Source organism: Desulfosporosinus orientis DSM 765, assembly GCF_000235605.1.
Classification (GTDB): domain Bacteria; phylum Bacillota; class Desulfitobacteriia; order Desulfitobacteriales; family Desulfitobacteriaceae; genus Desulfosporosinus; species Desulfosporosinus orientis.
In genome coordinates, this window is sequence record NC_016584.1 from 4,802,052 (window position 1) to 4,821,191 (window position 19,140).

General features: G+C 44.1%; 20 protein-coding genes. All 20 read right to left on the bottom strand.

Going from position 1 to position 19,140, the window contains the following annotated elements; genetic code table 11:
• Nucleotides 1-82: 82 nt before the first annotated feature.
• Nucleotides 83-1,072 carry an aspartate-semialdehyde dehydrogenase gene (locus DESOR_RS22105; RefSeq protein ID WP_014186819.1) on the bottom strand — a complete coding sequence of 330 codons (990 nt, stop codon included), beginning with the start codon at nucleotides 1,070-1,072 and terminating at the stop codon, nucleotides 83-85.
• An 83-nt stretch (nucleotides 1,073-1,155) separates the two neighbouring features.
• The gene (locus DESOR_RS22110) at nucleotides 1,156-1,749 is read right to left on the bottom strand and encodes a dipicolinate synthase subunit B (protein ID WP_014186820.1); all 594 of its coding nucleotides are present in this window, start codon (nucleotides 1,747-1,749) and stop codon (nucleotides 1,156-1,158) included.
• Nucleotides 1,750-1,752: 3 nt separating this feature from the next.
• On the bottom strand, nucleotides 1,753-2,670 hold the full coding sequence (gene dpsA / locus DESOR_RS22115) for a dipicolinate synthase subunit DpsA (protein WP_014186821.1): 918 nt from the start codon (nucleotides 2,668-2,670) through the stop codon (nucleotides 1,753-1,755).
• An 83-nt stretch (nucleotides 2,671-2,753) separates the two neighbouring features.
• Nucleotides 2,754-3,557: a 4-hydroxy-tetrahydrodipicolinate reductase gene (dapB, locus tag DESOR_RS22120; RefSeq protein ID WP_014186822.1), complete on the bottom strand. Its 804-nt coding sequence runs from the start codon at nucleotides 3,555-3,557 to the stop codon at nucleotides 2,754-2,756.
• 111 nt (nucleotides 3,558-3,668) lie between these two features.
• Nucleotides 3,669-3,938, bottom strand: coding sequence for a YlmC/YmxH family sporulation protein (locus DESOR_RS22125; RefSeq protein WP_014186823.1), 270 nt, complete (start codon nucleotides 3,936-3,938; stop codon nucleotides 3,669-3,671).
• A gap of 10 nt (nucleotides 3,939-3,948) precedes the next feature.
• Entirely contained in the window at nucleotides 3,949-4,254 is a 306-nt protein-coding gene (locus tag DESOR_RS22130; RefSeq protein WP_014186824.1) for a hypothetical protein, read from the bottom strand.
• An 80-nt stretch (nucleotides 4,255-4,334) separates the two neighbouring features.
• The gene (gene dut, locus DESOR_RS22135; protein WP_042332637.1) at nucleotides 4,335-4,775 is read right to left on the bottom strand and encodes a dUTP diphosphatase; all 441 of its coding nucleotides are present in this window, start codon (nucleotides 4,773-4,775) and stop codon (nucleotides 4,335-4,337) included.
• 82 nt (nucleotides 4,776-4,857) lie between these two features.
• Nucleotides 4,858-6,123 (bottom strand): M16 family metallopeptidase, encoded by a 1,266-nt coding sequence (locus DESOR_RS22140; protein ID WP_014186826.1) that lies wholly within the window; start codon nucleotides 6,121-6,123, stop codon nucleotides 4,858-4,860.
• 17 nt (nucleotides 6,124-6,140) lie between these two features.
• Entirely contained in the window at nucleotides 6,141-7,307 is a 1,167-nt protein-coding gene (locus DESOR_RS22145) for a D-alanyl-D-alanine carboxypeptidase family protein (RefSeq protein ID WP_014186827.1), read from the bottom strand.
• 24 nt (nucleotides 7,308-7,331) lie between these two features.
• Nucleotides 7,332-8,090: a polysaccharide deacetylase family protein gene (locus DESOR_RS22150; RefSeq protein ID WP_014186828.1), complete on the bottom strand. Its 759-nt coding sequence runs from the start codon at nucleotides 8,088-8,090 to the stop codon at nucleotides 7,332-7,334.
• 70 nt (nucleotides 8,091-8,160) lie between these two features.
• Nucleotides 8,161-10,314 (bottom strand): polyribonucleotide nucleotidyltransferase, encoded by a 2,154-nt coding sequence (locus DESOR_RS22155; RefSeq protein ID WP_014186829.1) that lies wholly within the window; start codon nucleotides 10,312-10,314, stop codon nucleotides 8,161-8,163.
• A gap of 162 nt (nucleotides 10,315-10,476) precedes the next feature.
• Nucleotides 10,477-10,743 (bottom strand): 30S ribosomal protein S15, encoded by a 267-nt coding sequence (rpsO, locus tag DESOR_RS22160; RefSeq protein ID WP_014186830.1) that lies wholly within the window; start codon nucleotides 10,741-10,743, stop codon nucleotides 10,477-10,479.
• Nucleotides 10,744-10,868: 125 nt separating this feature from the next.
• A complete protein-coding gene (locus DESOR_RS22165; RefSeq protein WP_014186831.1) occupies nucleotides 10,869-11,786 on the bottom strand; it encodes a bifunctional riboflavin kinase/FAD synthetase in 918 nt (305 codons plus the stop codon).
• A gap of 88 nt (nucleotides 11,787-11,874) precedes the next feature.
• On the bottom strand, nucleotides 11,875-12,759 hold the full coding sequence (gene truB, locus DESOR_RS22170) for a tRNA pseudouridine(55) synthase TruB (RefSeq protein ID WP_014186832.1): 885 nt from the start codon (nucleotides 12,757-12,759) through the stop codon (nucleotides 11,875-11,877).
• On the bottom strand, nucleotides 12,743-13,726 hold the full coding sequence (locus DESOR_RS22175) for a DHH family phosphoesterase (protein WP_014186833.1): 984 nt from the start codon (nucleotides 13,724-13,726) through the stop codon (nucleotides 12,743-12,745). Before DESOR_RS22175 ends, truB begins: the two co-directional genes overlap by 17 nt.
• Nucleotides 13,719-14,093, bottom strand: a complete 375-nt coding sequence (rbfA, locus tag DESOR_RS22180) for a 30S ribosome-binding factor RbfA (protein WP_014186834.1) — start codon at nucleotides 14,091-14,093, stop codon at nucleotides 13,719-13,721. Before rbfA ends, DESOR_RS22175 begins: the two co-directional genes overlap by 8 nt.
• A 24-nt stretch (nucleotides 14,094-14,117) precedes the next feature.
• A complete protein-coding gene (infB, locus tag DESOR_RS22185) occupies nucleotides 14,118-17,018 on the bottom strand; it encodes a translation initiation factor IF-2 (RefSeq protein ID WP_014186835.1) in 2,901 nt (966 codons plus the stop codon).
• A gap of 44 nt (nucleotides 17,019-17,062) precedes the next feature.
• Nucleotides 17,063-17,359 carry a L7Ae/L30e/S12e/Gadd45 family ribosomal protein gene (locus DESOR_RS22190; protein ID WP_014186836.1) on the bottom strand — a complete coding sequence of 99 codons (297 nt, stop codon included), beginning with the start codon at nucleotides 17,357-17,359 and terminating at the stop codon, nucleotides 17,063-17,065.
• Complete coding sequence (rnpM, locus tag DESOR_RS22195; protein ID WP_014186837.1) at nucleotides 17,356-17,619, bottom strand: RNase P modulator RnpM; 264 nt, start codon at nucleotides 17,617-17,619, stop codon at nucleotides 17,356-17,358. Before rnpM ends, DESOR_RS22190 begins: the two co-directional genes overlap by 4 nt.
• Nucleotides 17,620-17,623: 4 nt before the next feature.
• Complete coding sequence (gene nusA / locus DESOR_RS22200; RefSeq protein WP_014186838.1) at nucleotides 17,624-18,991, bottom strand: transcription termination factor NusA; 1,368 nt, start codon at nucleotides 18,989-18,991, stop codon at nucleotides 17,624-17,626.
• Between the last annotated feature and the right edge of the window lie 149 nt (nucleotides 18,992-19,140).

Consider the following 19,140-nt stretch of genomic DNA (forward strand, 5'->3'; position numbering starts at 1 on the left):
CAATCACACTTGAAAAATCTAAATACCCACAAAACCATTCTAAAGAATAATAGACCCGAGCTCTAGCCTATTCTCTAGCTTTTTAGAGCAGAAGTTCAGCAATTTGCACAGCATTAGTTGCTGCACCTTTACGAATCTGATCCCCTACTACCCACATATTAAATCCCTGAGCAATGGAGAAGTCTTTGCGCAAACGACCTACAAAAACTTCATCCTTGTCAGAACTAGCCCATGGCATAGGATATATGTCGTTACTGGGATCATCAATAATGACCACGCCGGGAGCTTTGCTTAAAGCCTCTTTAATCTCTGAGACGCTGACTGCCTTTTCCGTCTCTACATTGATGGATTCAGAGTGACTTCGGAAAACAGGCACTCGTACGGTTGTTGCTGTAATTGCCATATCAGGCACATGGAAAATTTTCTGAGTTTCCTTAACCATCTTCCATTCTTCTTTGGTATAATCCCCCTCTTGAAAGACGTCAATGCGGGGAACCAGGTTAAAGGCAATTTGATGAGGGAAAACACCGGAAACCAGCTCTTCTCCCTGAGACCAAGCCTTCACTTGCGCTTCAAGTTCTTCGATTCCTTCTCTCCCTGCTCCGGAAACAGCTTGGTAAGTAGATACGACAATACGACGAATTCCTGCCAAATCAAAGATTGGTTTCAGCGCAACAACCATAATAATTGTTGAGCAATTAGGATTAGCAATTATCCCTTTATGCCACTTTACGTCCTCTGGATTTACTTCCGGAACTACCAGGGGCACTTCCGGATCAAGGCGAAAAGCACTGCTGTTATCAATGACCACAGATCCACTTTCTACGGCAGAACGTGCATATTCAGTACTTGCTGATCCGCCGGCAAAAAGCGCAATATCTATGCCTTTAAAACTCTCATGAGTCGTCTCTTGAACTTCAAGTTCTTGCCCTTGCCAGGTTATCCGTTTTCCTGCAGAACGTTTCGAGGCCAACAACCTTAATTCTTTGATGGGAAACTTCCGTTCACTTAAAATTTTTAAGAATTCCTGTCCTACTGCGCCTGTCGCCCCAACTATTGCTACGTTAGACATTACTTATGTTCCTCCTTACTTTATCTGGAATCACCCCTAGGCAGGGGTGCCTTACAGAAAGTAAGGCACCTGTCAGGTAATGATTATTTTCCCGAATAATCCACTAGAACTGGTTGAATTTGTTTTCCGGCACAAGCCATGAGAACAGTATCTGGGATTTTATCCATATGTGCTACTAAAGAATTCGCTTTAACTGCAGGATTGTCTTGCCCAAAAGGCACCAAATAAACATTTTTAGTTATGAGCAAAGTTCCAATATTGCGAGCATTTAGTCCCAGTCCATCGTTGGTTGAAATAGCCAAAACTACAGGCTTTTGATTGCGAAGATGCGATTTAGCAGCCATTAGTGCCGGAGTATCAATTATTCCGTTAGCAAGCTTTGCTAGAGTGTTTCCGGTACACGGAGCAATCACCACACAGTCAAACATCTGCTTAGGCCCAATCGGTTCAGCACCCGGAATAGTGTGAATTATCTCTTTATTAGTAATCTCTTTAAATTGTCGTTTCCAATCCTCTGCTTTTCCAAATCGAGTATCCATACTATCTACAGAGTATGAAATAATAGGCGTCAGCTCTGCCCCTTCATCAATTAGCCGCTTCATAACCTGAATAACCTCATTGATTGTACAGTGTGATCCGGTAACCGCAAACCCAATTTTCAACCCATCAAACTTCATCCCTTACACCTCCACTTTACAAGTAGTGTTCATTGTGGTCAAGTGACGAAGAATAAGTTGCGGGTAGATATGAGCAAGAATTCGTCCTGCTGTCTTTGGAGCGACGATACCGGGGAGCCCGGGAGCCAGAAGGGCTTTAATACCTAACAACTGAGCATATTCAAAATCTGTCCCTCCCGGGATCGAGGCCAAATCCACGATCACAGCATCTTTTACTACCTTATCCAACATAACGCGATCTAATATTTGATAGGGAACTGTGTTAAAGATGATTTCAGCACGACCTATCTCATCCTCAAGATCTGCAAAATGTACTGCTTTGATTCCCATTTCCTCAGCACGTGCTAAATCTGCAGGTTTACGGGCGACACCCGTTACATGAGCTCCTATACCTTGGAGCATTCGTGATAACGACCAGCCGCACCGCCCTAACCCTAAGACGAAGCTTTGACTGCCATGAATGGTAATAGTTGTTGCTTCCATGGCCATTTGAATAGCGCCTTCTGCTGACGGTATGGAATTTAAGATAGCAAGCTCATCTAATTTGGCAGTTTCTATCAATTGGATTCCTAAATTTTCTGCTACCGACTTTAAGGCCGGTCGTGCAAAGCCAATGATTACTGGTACCCGTGCTGGAATGGATTCAAGCACTTTTTTGTTTAAGATAATGGGTGACTCTGAGTATTTAGCCTTAACTACCCCACGTTCATCGGTACCGAACATTGGAAAAAGCAAGACATCCACTTGACTAACTGCATCTTCTAATGATGACGAAAGGGTGATTCCTGAAATGGTATCCGCTTTTTCAAATCCGACCCCGACTATGTAGGCCCCTTGTTTTTGAAGCTCGGAGATTAAATATAGCTCTCGATCATCACCTCCGATGACTGCAAAACGAATTCCTTTCAAACCCGCACTCATTTTTATGCCCCCTTTGAGACAGTGTCCCATGACTACTATCCATTATATGAGGGTATGCGAGCAGCGGTTACGGAGTAAACAATCTAATCGAGGAAATTATCGAGACCTATGACAAGTTCCGTTAAATCTGATGATTTTCGTATACTGAGCATTACCCCCGGCATATAGGTTTCCCTGGAGTAAGCGTCATGTCTAATCGTTAGTGTCTGGCCCAATCCCCCAAATAATACTTCCTGATGGGCAATCAACCCCGGTAATCGCACTGAATGAATATGAATTCCTCCAATATCGGCACCCCGAGCCCCGGGAATTTTTTCATACTCATTGGGATGCCCCTGAACCATAGGTTCACGTACTTCCAAAATCCCTTCTGCTGTTTTCAGAGCAGTCCCTGAAGGAGCATCTAATTTTTGATCATGATGCAACTCTATAATATCAACGTTAGGAAAATATTTTCCAACTTCTTTAGCAAAACGCATCATTAAGATAGCTCCAATGGAAAAATTGGGAGCCAAAAACGCACCTACTTTTTCTTTTTTCACAAGTGCTTGAATTTCAGCAATTTCAGCTTCATCTAATCCAGTCGTTCCAACCACCGGAACAACACCGGACATAATCGCGATCTTAGAATTTTTAAACACTGACTGGGGATTTGTAAAATCAACTAAAACATCTGCTTGTGTAGAACGCAATATTTCAGACTCCACCGGACCTGTAATATCAACTCCTACTCGCGGAGCACCTACGACAAACCCAACATCCATCCCCTGATGCCGCGTATCTGAAGCTCCTACTAAAAGGAGATCATCCTCTTTTAAAATCGAACGGATCACTTCTTGACCCATCTTCCCACATGCTCCGGCAACAAAAACGCGAATCTTCTTCAACAATACCCCTCCTGCGCTGATATGGTAAAAACCCCGTTGCTCAAACGCAATGCGGGGTTAAAGCTTTCCATTCATTTTATTGGTAATCTTGTCCTCTGTCAAATTGAATTTTCAACGAATTCGATCCGATCTATTCTGCAAATCAATGATAATGACCTCTGACCCAACTTTTTTAACCGTTTGCCAGGGAATTACCAGGTTTTCACGGTCCCGATCCCCTTTAGAACCCCAAAAACCGGAGAACCCGCCTCGGGATGTTAGAATAATTGCTTCGACAGAACCGTTAAATGAAATATCGAGGTCCGCATCTCCGACAAGCCCAAGTTTTGCCCCATTATGGAGATTTATAATTTCTTTCCCTGCCAGATCACTTAAAAGCATATTGTCACCCCTATTTTCGCATTTTACTCCAAACTTTCAAGCCAAATGGTTGTAAAATAGCCAACAGTAATGAAAATACGGCTAGCGGCTCAACAAAGTATATTGAGTTACTCCACCAATCTTCAGGGATCTTTAAAAAAGAAAACAAAAGTTCTAAAGAAAGATATATTCCCCCTGCTGTGCCCACCAGTTGACTCAAAGCTGAAGCAAGCAGATTTGAAGAAGGCTGGGATGATCGCCACATCATTCTGAACCTTCGTTCACGAACAGAAGCCACAATACCTGCTATTATTAGAATCGACCAAAGGGCTTGCATTTTCACTCCCCCTCATGGGGAGTTTATGAAAAGACAAACTGCCTTAGAACCAATACCCATGGATTTTATCCTAAGAGACTTTATATTCCCGTTGATCCAAAACCACCGGTTCCTCTGGCTGTTTCCTCAAGCTTAGAGACTTCTTCAAAAACGGCTCGAAAAATCGGCATAAACACCATTTGGGCGATACGATCCCCTGAATTGACCGTAAATATCTGCTCCCCCATATTCCTGATCAGTACATGAATTTCGCCGCGATAATCTGCATCGATCACCCCTACACCATTAGTCAGATTAATGCCGTAACGGCTGGCTAATCCGCTTCGGGCAAAAACAAGAGCAACAACATGGGGACTGGGTAGTGCGATAGAGATCCCAGTGGGAATTTTAACACTTTCACCGGGATTTACGACCAGGGGCTCTTTCAAATCCGCGCAAAGATCCACTCCTGCTGAAGCAGTTGTGGCATATTCAGGAAGTTTCAAAGTACTGTTATTTACTCTCATAATTTTCACAGTCATAGACGTTTTCAATACATATCCCTCCAAAAAGCAAGGTTCGATATTCGAACTTCGAGCTGAGAAGAATATCGAACCTTCCAATTTACCAATTTGCTTTCTTTAACAGCATTGGTAAATTCACATCGTTGCCGGCTGGCCCCAGAGTCATAATACTGATTCTATCCTTTTGCCAAAGACGTCCTATAAGACGTACTATGTCCTCCAGAGTCACTTTTTCAAGCTTCTCTACGACTTCTTCGGGTGAAAGCACCCGATTATAGGTGAGTTCTGTCTTTCCTAAACGACTCATTCGGCTGCTTACAGCTTCCAAGCCAAGATACAAGCTGCCTTTGATTTGTGCCTTTGTTCTTCTCAGTTCCTCTGCACTGATTCCTTTTTCCTTCATCCCCATTAATTCTTCCAGAATACAAGTTACAACTTCTTGAGTATTTTTTGGACTTGTTCCGGCGTAAATAGCAAACAATCCTGTATCCACATAGGTTGCATGATAGGAGTACACAGAATAAGCCAAGCCCCGCTGCTCTCTGATCTCCTGAAATAAACGGGAACTCAGGCCTCCACCTAAAACATTGTTAAAAATGTGCATGGCATAAATATCTTCATCATCCTGACCCAAACCGGGTACGCCCATGAGAATATGCATTTGTTCCGTGTCTTTCTTTTGATAATGGGCAATGGTATGACCCACAGGAGTTTCCTCAAGAACCCGACGCCCTCCTCGAACAAAAGAACCAAACTGGGAAGAAAGCTTGGCAACGACATCCTCATGGTTTATCCGGCCAGCTACAGAAATAACCACATTATCGGGAGCATAGTGCTGGGTAAGAAATTGCATAATCTTTTCCCGACTTAAAGACCTGATGCTTTCTTCCGTACCTAAAATTGGTTTGCCAAGAGGATGATCGTTCCATACATGCTCTGAAAAGACATCGTGAATTAACTCGTCTGGAGAATCTTCATACATTTTTATTTCTTCGATCACAACATTCTTTTCTTTTTCAATCTCCTTATCGTCAAAGAGTGAACAGAAAAACATATCACTCAAAACATCAATGGCGAGATCCAAGTCCTCATCCAGTATCTTGGCATAATAACAGGTATATTCTTTTGTAGTAAAAGCATTCAGCTGCCCTCCGACCGCTTCAAGGGATTCGGCTAATGCCCGGGCGCTGCGATGCTCAGTTCCTTTGAAAAACATATGTTCAATAAAGTGTGAAATCCCTTCAAATCCTTCAGCTTCGTCTCGAGATCCTGCTCCTACCCATATGCCGATTGCCGCCGAGCGAACATGATCAATTTCTTCTGTGATAATCCTAACTCCGTTGGACAGCAGCGTCTTTTTATACAATAAATTCACACTCCCTCTTAAATCCTATCATAAAAGGAAATAATCGTTTTCAGAAACGATTTTTCTCCTACTTCATTTTCGCTGACTAAAGGAACGCTGTTAATCTTTTGCTCTCCTAACCACACTTCTAAACGACCTACGCGTTCTCCTGCACGTACTGGAAGATTTTTAAGTTTTTCCCACTCAATCCGCGTCGTCAGCTTCTCCCGTTCATTCTTGGGAATACTAACCTCCAAAGGGGCTGTTGCGATAACTCGGACAGGTTTAATTTCGCTGGGAAAGTCCCCCATGATTTGTCCTGCATCTGATAGATGAACAATTTCAGTATTTGCAAAACCCCATTCCAAGAGTTTTTTTGAATCTCCAAAACGATCGGGGGCATTGAGGACAACGGCCAACAATTGTCGCCCTTCTTTGGTTGCTGAAGCCACGAGACATTTGCCAGCGGCAGTCGTCGTTCCTGTCTTTACACCATCTGCATAGGGGTAATTCCACAATAACTTATTGGTATTTTTTAAGTCCATAAAGGTGTCTGGTTCAATAAAATGGATTTCAGTTTCTTTTAGCCGGATTATTGAGGAGAATTGTGGTATCTGCAAACCATAACGCGCCATAACAGCCAGATCATAAGCTGTAGAATAATGGTCCTTACGGGGTAAACCATTTGTATTTTTAAAATTTGTATCTTGTGCGCCTAACATCAAGGCTTTACGATTCATTAAGTCCAAAAACTTGTCTTCGCTTCCGGCAATATGCTCAGCTATGGCAACACAGGCATCATTGCCGGACCGAATTAATGCTCCCGTAATGAGTTCGTAAAGAGTGATCTTCTCTCCCGGATCCAGATGAATGGTTGATTCTCCTACTGCGGCAGCTTTCTCACTGACTGTAACAACTTCATCCGGTCGGCCTAACTCCAATCCCAAAATGGCAGTCATTATTTTAGTGGTACTAGCCGGAGGACGACGTTTATGCGCTTGTTTACTAAAGAGGACCTCCCCCGTTTTTACATCCATCAATACGGCAGCATCAGCGGTAATTCTTGAAGGCTCATTTGCAGCCACAGGCTTATTGACAGGCTTTTTTGCCGGAGCACCATGAACGGAAGGCACCATTATTAAGCAAAATCCAATAACACAAAGAATAACGCAGTAGCAAGCCTGCGTCCACTTCAGCCTGATCATTTAACCACCTCAACTTTTAGTTTGTCATGAGGTAGTATCTCCGCTCTGGTCATATGTTATTAGCTCATCAAGGGTTTGGAAATTATAACCCTCCAAAGCAAGTTGCTGGAGTATTACCGACAAAGCTTTAACTGTATTTTCTTTAGGATGCATTAAGATAATGGCACCTTCTTTTTGGGGCTTAATTCCATAACGTACAGCAGGATTAACAATCCGTTGGGCAATAACGCCCGGTGTACTTTCAGGCTTCCAGTCCACCGTATCTAATGTCCAAAGAATCGTACGATAGCCAAGTTCCTTTGCAGCCCGTAACCCGGAAGCGCCTTTCTCCCCATAGGGAGGAGCGTACAAATGCGTTTTTTTGCCGATAATTTGTTCGATAATGTTTTCCGTCTTTTTGATTTCTACTTGATTAGCAGCAACGGACAATTGATCGGGATGAGGGTGTGAATAGCCGTGGTTTTCTATCTGATGCCCTCTTCTGGAGATTTCTTTTAATAATTCCGGGTTTTTTTGGGCCCAACGGCCGGTAACAAAAAAAGTAACTTTGGCTTTGCCTTTATCTAATTCGTCTAAGATAGCCGGAATGTATTCCTCTCCCCAATCGATATTAATAGTTATGGCCATAATCTTCTGATCCGTCTGAATCTGATCAAGTGGCTGAGATACGGGAGCATTCGCTGTCGTAATCCATCGTTCAGCTACCACGGCTCCGACGAATAAGAGAAAGAAAATCCCGCCTAACGAGAGTAGTCGTCGCGAGATTTTTAAGTTAATGAACATATGCGTCCCCCCTTCCTTAAGATTTATGCAGTAAAGGGGGCTCACAGACTGTCATTTTAATATTTGGTTACTATCCTTTAGCTTTTGGATTAGCTGAATTGTCTTTTCGGGGCAAAGCCTCTTTACGCGATAAATTCAATCGCCCTTGTTTGTCAATAGCAGTTGCTTTAACTGTAATCTCATCTCCAACTTTAACAATATCTTCTACTTTCTCCACACGTTCATGGGCCAGCTGGGAAATATGCACCAGACCTTCCTTGCCTGCCAGTCCTAAAACCCCAGGAATAACTTCGACAAACGCTCCAAAGTCCATAACTCTTGTTACTTTACCATGATAAATCTTCCCAACTTCTACTTCCTGAGTAAGAGCCTGGATTATTTTGAGAGCCTTCTCTCCGCCTTCACCGCCAACGGATGAGATAAAGACACGACCATCATCCTCAATATCGATTTTAACATCCGTTTCTTCAACAATCTTCTTAATTGTCTTCCCGCCAGGTCCAATGACATCCCGAATCTTATCCGGATGAATGGTTGCCGTGATAATTCTCGGCGCATAGGTGGATAGCTCCGGACGAGGTTTGTCCAAAACAGCCAGCATCTTATCCAAAATAAACAACCGTCCGGCTTTGGCTTGGGTAAGGGCTCTGGAGAGAATCTCTCTAGACACACCCATTATTTTAATATCCATTTGCAGAGCGGTTACTCCTTTGCTGGTTCCGGCTACCTTGAAATCCATATCACCAAAGTGATCTTCTAACCCCTGGATATCTGTCAGAATAGCAATTTGATCATCTTCCTTAATCAGGCCCATGGCAATACCGGCAACGGGTGAAGAAATCGGAACACCTGCATCCATCAGGGAAAGCGTACTTCCGCATACAGACGCCATGGAACTGGAACCATTGGATTCCAAGACTTCAGAAACCAGGCGAATGGTATAAGGAAACTCGTTTTCATCCGGAAGCACAGGAAGTAAGGCCCGTTCTGCCAAAGCACCATGACCAATTTCTCTGCGTCCGGGGCCGCGCATTGGGCGGGTTTCTCCCACACTGTAGGGAGGAAAATTATAATGATGTATATAGCGTTTAGATCTTTCTAAGCCTAAACCATCCAGAATTTGCTCATCTCTGGCAGCGCCAAGGGTTGTTACCGTTAATACTTGAGTTTGCCCTCTGGTAAATAATCCTGTACCATGAGTTCGGGGCAGAATTCCCACTTCAACGCTAATGGGACGTATTTCATCCACTGCACGACCATCCGGCCGAATTTGTTCATGGGTAATTAACTTGCGAACAATTTTATGTACAATCTCCTCCAGCAAATTCATTATATTATTGGTGTTATCTGGAAACTCAGTTTCAAAGTGACTCAGGACCTCTGCTTTAACTTCGTCAATGGCGCTTTCCCTGGCTTTCTTCTCCTCCACACGGACAGCCTTATCCAATTTCTCATAGGCATAGGCATTTACGGCTTCTACAATAGCTTCCGGAATACCGGCAATGGTCACTTCGAATTTTTCTTTTGCTAACCCAAGCTCAACCGCTTCTTGACGATACTCATCAATGAACTGGACAATCTTCTTGATTTCTGTATGCCCAAACATAATGGCTTCAAGAATTTGGTCTTCGGGAACTTCTTGAGCACCGGCTTCGACCATCATAACTGCTGCTTGAGTCCCTGCCACGGTAAGGTGCAGCCGGCTTTTTGCTGCTTGCTCAATGGTGGGATTAATAATATATTCATCATCTATAAGCCCAACTGTCACTGCAGCAATTGGACCTTCGAAAGGAATATTGGATATGCTTAAGGCTGCGGAAGCTGCATTGATTGCCGTAATATCGGTAGCGCAATCCTGGTCAACAGACATGACTGTGGCAACAACTTGAACCTCATTGCGAAATCCTTCCGGGAACAATGGGCGAATGGGCCGGTCAATTAAACGTGCCGACAAAACAGCTTTCTCGCTGGCTTTCCCTTCTCGTTTAATGAAGCCTCCGGGTATTTTTCCCGCAGCATACATGCGTTCTTCAAACTCTACCGTTAGGGGAAAGAAATCAATGCCTTCCCTAGCCACAGCATTGCAGGTAGCAAATGCTGTTACAACTGTATCACCATAGCGAAGAAATATGGACCCTCCAGCTTGCTTGCCAAGCTTTCCGGTTTGGAAGGTCATCGTTCTTCCGCCAACGGTCAGAGACCTCTCTAGTATTTCCTGTTTCACAACGGAACCTCCTTAATCTATTCAATCCTTCTAAACTTGTTTTCTCTTCGACATATTCTTATTATTTCCTGCAATTTGCAGAAATAAAACTAACCTAGGAATAATATCTCCAAACGACGAAAGAAGCGGATCTCAGAGATCCGCTTCTTGGGTCCAAGTTGATTATTTACGCAAACCAAGTTGTGCAATAATATTTCTATAACGATCAAAATCGACTTTTTTCAAGTAGTTTAACAAAGCACGTCTGGAACCAACCATCTTTAAAAGTCCGCGACGGGAATGATGGTCTTTCTTATGGGTCTTAAAGTGTTCGGTCAAGTACGTAATACGCTCGGTAAGAAGCGCAATTTGCACTTCCGGAGATCCTGTATCTCCTTCATGTTGTGCGTACTTTAAAATAATCTCTTGCTTTCTTTCAGGTGTCATCATGATAGTTTCCTCCATTTTTTATAATTCCCGACTGCCCAGGTAAACGCTGGAGTATCGTTAAGCCGAGTCAGTGGGTCCTAATTAGTTACTAAAGTAGTATACATGTTAATAATCCTTTTGTAAAGTTATAACCCCAAAACAGCTTTGGCATTCGCACAATCGTTTTCTAACTGTGCTAAAAGTTCCTGTATACCATTAAATTTTCGTTCATCCCGAAGCCGGTGTTCAATGAAAACCGAAATCTCCTGATCATATAAATCACCTTTAAAATCAAAGAAATGAACTTCAACCACAGTATCATACATTTCATGAAAGGTTGGTTTCTTGCCGATATTCATCATTCCAAATACACGTCTGCCGTCCATCATACTCCATACAGCATAAACTCCGCGTTTCGGAATCAGAAAGTCCTCTGAGGTAAAAATATTGGCCGTTGGATAACCCAGCTTTCGTCCTCGTTCTTCTCCATGGATCACTGTCCCGCGCAAACAAGGCTGCCGCCCCAAGAGAGCGCTTGCTAATTCAATGTCCCCTTGCAGTAATGCCTTGCGAATACTGCTGGAAGAAATGACCCTTCCACTCAATGTTTGAGCCTGAAGAACACTTACTCCAAATCCATGCTTCTGACCCAGTACTTGAAGGAGTTCCGGATTCCCTTTACCCTGTGCACCAAAGGAATAATTGAAACCTACAACCACATGAATCACTCCTAAGGGCAGGAGAATCTTTTCTACAAACTCTTCCGGTGAGGTATTAGCCATCTCCAGGGTAAAGGGTAAATGGTAAACAGTACGCACCCCGATTTCCTCCATATAAAACAGCCTCTCCTGAGAAGTGGACAACAGCTTTACACCTTGCTCAGGAAACAATACTTTTAGGGGATGGGGCTCAAAAATCAGAACATCCAACCCTACATCTAAGCGTGAAGCTTGTTCTAATCCATGTTCGAGCAAACGGCGATGACCTAGATGAACACCATCAAAATTACCTAACGCCAAGACACAAGGTTCTCTTTCCATAGGCAGACTTGTTCGAACTTCCACCGATTTGACCTCCTAAATATAGGGAATAGCCAGACGAGTTTGCTGACTAGTATTTATTAACCATTGGCTTTCGCCAAATAATTCGTATTTAAAAAACTTTGTGAGGATAAAGGCTTTCCTCACGCCAGACCCCAATTCCTATTAATTGTCCCTTTTCTATAACCTGTACAAAAGAAGCATTATAGTTGCCGGATACCTTAACGTATTCTTTCTTTGTGGGCAAACCATTTCTGAAAGCCTTTGCGCGGAATTCAGGCAACGTTGCTCGTGGCAGATCAATCCCAGCGGACAAAGGGAGGAGAAATGCTAAATTACCATCTCCAAAAGCTTTCTCTATCTCTTCAATAGTCCAACTATCCTGGATTTTAAACGGACCCGAACGAACTCGTACCAAATAAGACATATGGGCACCACAGCCCAAGGCTTGTCCAAGATCATGACATATTGTCCTTATGTATGTTCCCTTTGAACATTCTATGGTCAAGATAGCCTTTGGATGGTTTCCCTCGTACCATTTGTCAAGGCTTAATCTATGAATTGTCACCTGACGTAAAGCCCGTTCAACTGAAATCCCTTGGCGGGCATATTCATAAAGATGTTTGCCCTCTTTGCGTACTGCGGAAAACATAGGAGGAATTTGGGATATTTCTCCTTGAAATTTAGGCAGGACTGCTTCGACATCACTTTTCCTTAACTTTGGCGAAGAAGTCTCTTCAATAACCTTACCATATGAGTCCTGAGTATCTGTAGAAACCCCAAAGGTTACCTCGGCAATATACTCCTTACCTTGGTCAGTGATAAACTCCGCCAGACGAGTTCCTTTGCCCACACAAATCGGCAGCACACCTGCCACCCCTGGGTCTAGCGTTCCAGTATGTCCTACCTTTTTAATCTTAAGAACTTTTCGTATCCAAACGACAACATCTGAAGACGTCATACCGGGAGGCTTAAGGACGTTAATAATTCCTTCCATTCTTTAACGCCTCCTCAATTGCGCCGGTTAGTTTTAGCTTAGCTTCCTCCATGGGTCCCATAAAAGTACAGCCTGCCGCCCGATTATGCCCTCCCCCTCCAAACTGTGCGGCGATTTTATTCACATCCAGCCAGCGGTTGGAGCGCAAACCTGCTCTTATTTCCTTTACTCCAATCTCTTTTAGAAGGATAGCTACTTCAACACCTGCGATACTACGGGCATGATTCACTAAGCCCTCACTTAATTCCTGCTCTGCACCGCTTTTATGGAAATCTTCAGCCCTTAATGACATTACTGCCAACTGTCCTTCAGCATATAGTTCAAGTCCATTAAGAGCATATTGAAGCAGCCTGATTTGAGAAAGAGGCTTCTGGTCGAAAATATGATGATGAATGTTGGCCAGATCAATTCCTCTATCCAGTAACTGTGCCGTCAAACGATGAGTTTGGGCAGTCGTATTACTATATTGAAAGCAACCAGAATCCGTGACAATAGCCGTGTAAAGATTCGTCGCCATATCCGTATCAATTTCTACCCCCAACAAGGTGACCAGACTCAAAGCCAACTCACCTGTCGCACTTGCCTTTTCATCAATCCAGTTTATATGTCCAAATGCTTGGTTCGAGATATGATGGTCTAAATTAAGAACAGTATTTGCTTTAGGAATATCGGGCTTCGTAAGCTTGACTCGCCCAAGATCCGTACAGTCAACAAACATCAAAACTTCCGGCAGAAGAGCCGGCAGCTGCCGCGTTATTTGAGAAACCCCCGGCAAAAACAATAGGTTTTTGGGGACGGGGTCAGGGTTATAATAGATTACTTCTTTCCCTAAGTTTTCCAAGGATCTTCCAATTGCCAGCATTGATCCCAAACAGTCTCCATCCGGCGAAACATGGGAGAAAAGCGCCACCTTCGGCGCTTTTCTCAGAACTTCAATGAATTCTTTAATAACAGTATCTTCATTCATGAGATTCTTCCTTACCTGATTCGCCCGATACTCCTACATCTTTGAGTAATTTTGCAATATGCGCCCCATGTTGAATCGAAGGGTCGTATTTAAAGACAATAGTTGGTACATGCCTGAGACGCACCCGCTTGCCTATTTCCGACCGAACATATCCTGCCGCACGATTTAAAGCATCCAATGATGCGTGTCCCTCATCTTCAGTACCAAGAACACTGACATACACTTTGGCATGGGATAAGTCGTCTGCAACGTCGACACTTGTCAAAGTTACAAAACCAATACGCGGATCTTTTAACTCTACTCGTATAAGCTGGGAGATCTCTTCTTTAAGGGTTTCCGCCAACCGATTAGGCCGATGTTTCGACATACCTATACCTCCAGAGCAGATTTACTACAATGTCCGTTTTACCTCTTCCATGACAAATGCTTCAATAGTGTCCCCTTCTTTGACATCATTATACTTTTCTATGCCAATACCGCACTCGAAGCCTTCGGCAACCTCTTTAGCGTCATCCTTAAAGCGCTTCAAGGATTCCATAACGCCTTCGTGAATGACAATCCCATCTCGAATAATGCGCACATTAGCTGATCGTATAATCTTTCCTTCTGTGACCATGCAGCCAGCAACTGTTCCTGCTTTCGGCACTTTAAAGACTTGACGGACTTCAGCTTTACCTACGACGACCTCCTTGAAGGAAGGGTCCAGCAAGCCTGTCATGGCAGCTTTAACATCTTCTATAGCGTCATAAATGACTCGGTACAGGCGTAAATCAACGCCCTCCAGCTCAGCAGTCGCTTTAGCATTAGAATCAGGCCGGACATTAAAGCCTAAAATAATGGCATTAGAAGCTGAGGCTAACATAATATCATTTTTATTGATGGCTCCAACCCCGCCATGAATAGGGTTAACCCGGACTTCACCCGTTGAAAGCCTCAGCAAGGATTGCTTGAGAGCTTCAACAGATCCTTGTACATCTGCTTTAATGATAATGTTTAACTCTTTGATTTCTCCCTCTTTTATCTTGTCAAACAAATCTTCTAAGCTGACTTTAACTGCAACGTTCTGTTTCGATTCTTCAACTTTACGAACAGCAATTCGGGCCGATGTTATTTGACGAGCTAATTTTTCATCAGCCACAACATAAAAGGGTTCTCCAGCTTCAGGTACTTCCGACAAGCCCTGCACTTCCACAGGCATAGAGGGTCCGGCTTTTTTGACCCGTCGTCCTTTTTCATCCACCATAGCCTTGATTCGACCGTAGGCACAACCCGCAACAGCAACATCACCAATATTAAGGGTTCCTTTAGAAACAAGCACTGTAGCTATGGGACCCTTGCCCTTATCCAATTCTGCTTCAATGACTGTACCAGCCGCCGGGCGATTAGGATTTGCTTTGAGATCACGGAGTTCTGCAACTAACAATATCATCTCAAGAAGTTGTTCAATATTTAGTTTGCTCTTAGCCGAAACAGGTACGGCAATAGTATCGCCGCCCCATTCTTCGACAACAAGACCGTATTCGGTCAGTTCTTGTTTAACCTTTTCAGGGTCTGCATTCTCTTTATCTATTTTATTGATAGCAATAATGATCGGGACTTCTGCTGCTTTGGCATGATTAATAGCCTCAACGGTTTGGGGCATGATTCCGTCATCGGCTGCCACAACTAAGATGGCAATATCCGTAACTTGAGCCCCACGGGCACGCATTGAAGTAAAAGCCTCATGACCTGGAGTATCTAAAAATGTAATCTTTTGACCATTTATTTCAACTTGATAGGCCCCTATATGCTGAGTAATTCCTCCTGCTTCTGAAGCAGTGACATGGGTGGTTCTTATGGCATCAAGCAAAGATGTTTTCCCATGGTCAACATGCCCCATGACCGTGACTACCGGCGGGCGAAATACCAGATCTTTAGGATCGTCTTGAATTTCCTCAATAACAGCTAATGATTTTTCAGCCTTAACTTCAACTGTAACACCCATCTCAGCAGCCAAGATTGTTGCAGTTTCAGGGTCCAGCTCCTGATTAATTGTAGCCATAACTCCAAGATTCATAAGCTGTTTAATCAGTTCGCCCGCCTTACGGCTCATTTTTGATGCTAAATCTTGAACTGATATTGACCCTTGTATCACAATATGCTTTGGAGTCGTATCCCTAACTTCTTTTTTGGGATTTTTTTGGGGACGTTTATGTGGTGAGCGAATTACATTTTCTCGTTCTTTTTCTAGTTCACGTTTTCGTTCATACGCCTTATCCTGAGTTTTTTTATTGGGCATCTGCCTTTTTGCCGGTTCTGGAATTATAGGCGAAGGCGGCGCAGCTGCACTTGAGCGAGAAGGCGTTCCATAACGACTGCCCTGAGACTGTCCTTGATGTCCGGAACGATTACTTTGAGATTGTCCCTGATACCCCGGACGATTCCCTTGAGACTGTCCTTGATACCCTGGACGATTCCCTTGAGGCTGCCCTTGATACCCTGGACGTGGTCCTTGAGGCTGCCCTTGATACCCCGGTCGCGGTCCTTGAGGCTGCCCTTGATACCCCGGTCGCGGTCCTTGAGACTGCCCTTGATATCTCGGTCGCGGTCCTTGAGGCTGCCCTTGATACCCCGGTCGCGGTCCTTGAGGCTGCCCTTGATACCCCGGTCGCGGTCCTTGAGGCTGCCCTTGATACCCCGGTCGCGGTCCTTGAGGCTGCCCTTGATACCCCGGTCGCGGTCCTTGAGACTGCCCTTGATACCCTGGACGTGGTCCTTGAGACTGCCCTTGATACCCTGGACGTGGTCCTTGGGGTTGTCCTTGATACCCTGGACGTGGTCCTTGGGACTGTCCTTGGTATCCTGGACGTGGTCCTTGCGGACGCTGTCCTTGGTTTCCAGGACGTGGACTTTGAGCCTGCCCTTGATTTCCTGGTCTGGGACCTTGCGGACGTCCTTCCGTTCCTTGTCTGGGACCTTGGGAACGTCCTTCCATTCCTGACCGGGAACTTTGGAACTGCCCATCCGGACGTGGATTCTGAGTTTTTCGTTCCGGTGCTGAACGGGGATCTTTCAGCATTTCGTCTTGTACAGATCCTGATCTATTCTGCTTTGTCTCTTCGGTACTTTTGTGTTCAGAACGCTCCAAATTTTTCTCCTTTCCTTTCAGTTGGTTCTTCAAACGATCTACATCCCTTTGGTCAACCGTACTCAAATGATTTTTCACATCAGTTCCCATAGCCACGAGTTTTGTCATCACTTCTTTACTGCTCAAATTTAATTCTTTTGCCAATTCATGAACACGAATACTCATTAAACCACCCCCACATAATCGGCTCCCACATTACGCTCCAAGCATCAGCTCCTTGCTAGTAAAATAGCCTTAGCAAACCCTTGATCCAAAATAAGCACTGCTGAACGCGGCGAAAGTCCTATAGAACGTCCTAGTTCTAGTTTGGTACCGGCAATTAATACCGGCAACGATATATCACTTGCCCATTGAGAATACTTTTTTTGAGCTCCATGGGCATCTTCCGCAATGATAAGGAGAAAACCTTTTCTTTTTTTAACCATAGCCTCAATTTGAGCATCTCCTGAGGCAATTCTACCAGCCCGCCGAGCAATTCCAATGAGCGATTGGATACGTGTATTCACGAACTTATTTTCCCTTCCAAATGCTGAAATACCTCTGGATCCACATCCACTCCAAAGGCTTTCCTGAAACGTCGCTCTTTAACGGCGGTGTGAAAACAGTCTACGTTGGAACAAAGATATGCGCCACGACCATTCCGCTTTCCAGTTGGATCGAGCTCAATCGTACCTTCCGGAGTTCTCACAACTCTCAGAAGCTCTTTTTTGGGCTTCATTTCTTGGCAGCCCAAGCACATCCGCATCGGAATTTTCCGTGTCTTCATACCTTCACCCCTTCTTCTTTTTATCCTTCGGAGCTTCTTCGAGATCCAGATCTAAATCTGCAAGCTCTTCATCTATAATATCATTGTCATCATATTCAAGGGAGTCGAGCTCCTCGTTATAATCTGTGTAGGGTTCAGCAAGATCGTAATCATTGTATTCTTCGTTGGCGGTATGTTGACTTCTCTCTTTACCAACGTCTTCTTGATAATCCTGCTCTTCTTGATACTCCTGATATTCTTCGGTATCCGAATACTCATCATAATCGGAGTATTCCTCATACTCATCGAATTCATCGTAGTTTTCATACTCTTCTTGCCCTTGAGGAATAATATTATGGGCTATTGCTTGAGACTCGCTTTTTATATCAATCTTCCAGCCTGTAAGTTTTGCTGCCAAACGTGCATTTTGTCCCTCTTTGCCTATAGCTAAGGAAAGCTGATAGTCAGGAACCACGACAATGGCAACCTTTTCATTAAGTTTAGGATAGACTTGCAAGACTTTTGCCGGAGAAAGCGAGTTAGCTACATACTCTTGAGGATCCAGGGAGAAATTAACAATATCAATTTTTTCCCCTTTCAATTCAGTGACAATGGTTTGTACCCGTACTCCCTTAGGTCCGACACAGGCTCCGACGGGATCAACATTAGGATCTCGTGAATAAACTGCTATTTTGGATCGAGCTCCGGCTTCACGAGAAACCCCCTTTATCTCTACAACACCATCATGTATCTCAGGTACTTCGAGTTCGAATAAACGCTTTATCAACCCTGGATGAGTTCGGGACAGCATAATCTGCGGCCCTTTAGTCGTCTTCTTAACCTCTACAACATAGGTTTTAATACGCTCAAATGATTGATAGCTTTCTCCCGGGATTTGTTCTTGAGCCGGCAGAACCGCTTCAACCTTACCTAAATCGACAATTACATTCTTTTGCTCATACCGTTGCACAACCCCTGTAACGATGTCTCCTTCTCGATTAACAAACTCATCGTAGATCATACCGCGTTCAGCTTCTCTGATACGCTGCACAACAACTTGTTTGGCAGTTTGCGCAGCAATTCGACCGAATTCACGAGGAGTTACTTCATATTCCACGATATCTTCCAACTGATAATTAGGATCAAGATTACGCGCCTCTCCCAAACTCACCTGAGTCCGAGGGTCCTCCACGACATCAACGATGGTCTTACGAGCATAAACTTTAAACTCGCCGGTTAAGCGATCAATAAGAACTCGGACATTTTGTAATGATCCGAAATTCTTTTTGTAGGCAGAGATCAGTGCGGCCTCAATTGCCTCAAATAGAATCTCTGCCGATATTCCTCGTCCTTTTTCTAGCTCGTGAAGGGCCTCGATGAACTCCATATTCATTTCTACATTTTCCTCCTTATTCTGTTGTACATTAGAAAAACCAGGCAGCATCAAGTCTTAAAAGTAACCGGCAGTCATCTTCTCTTGCATTAATGTGATGGCCGGATGAAGTGTTGGTAAGGTGTCGGGGAAGGTCGGACAGAACCCTG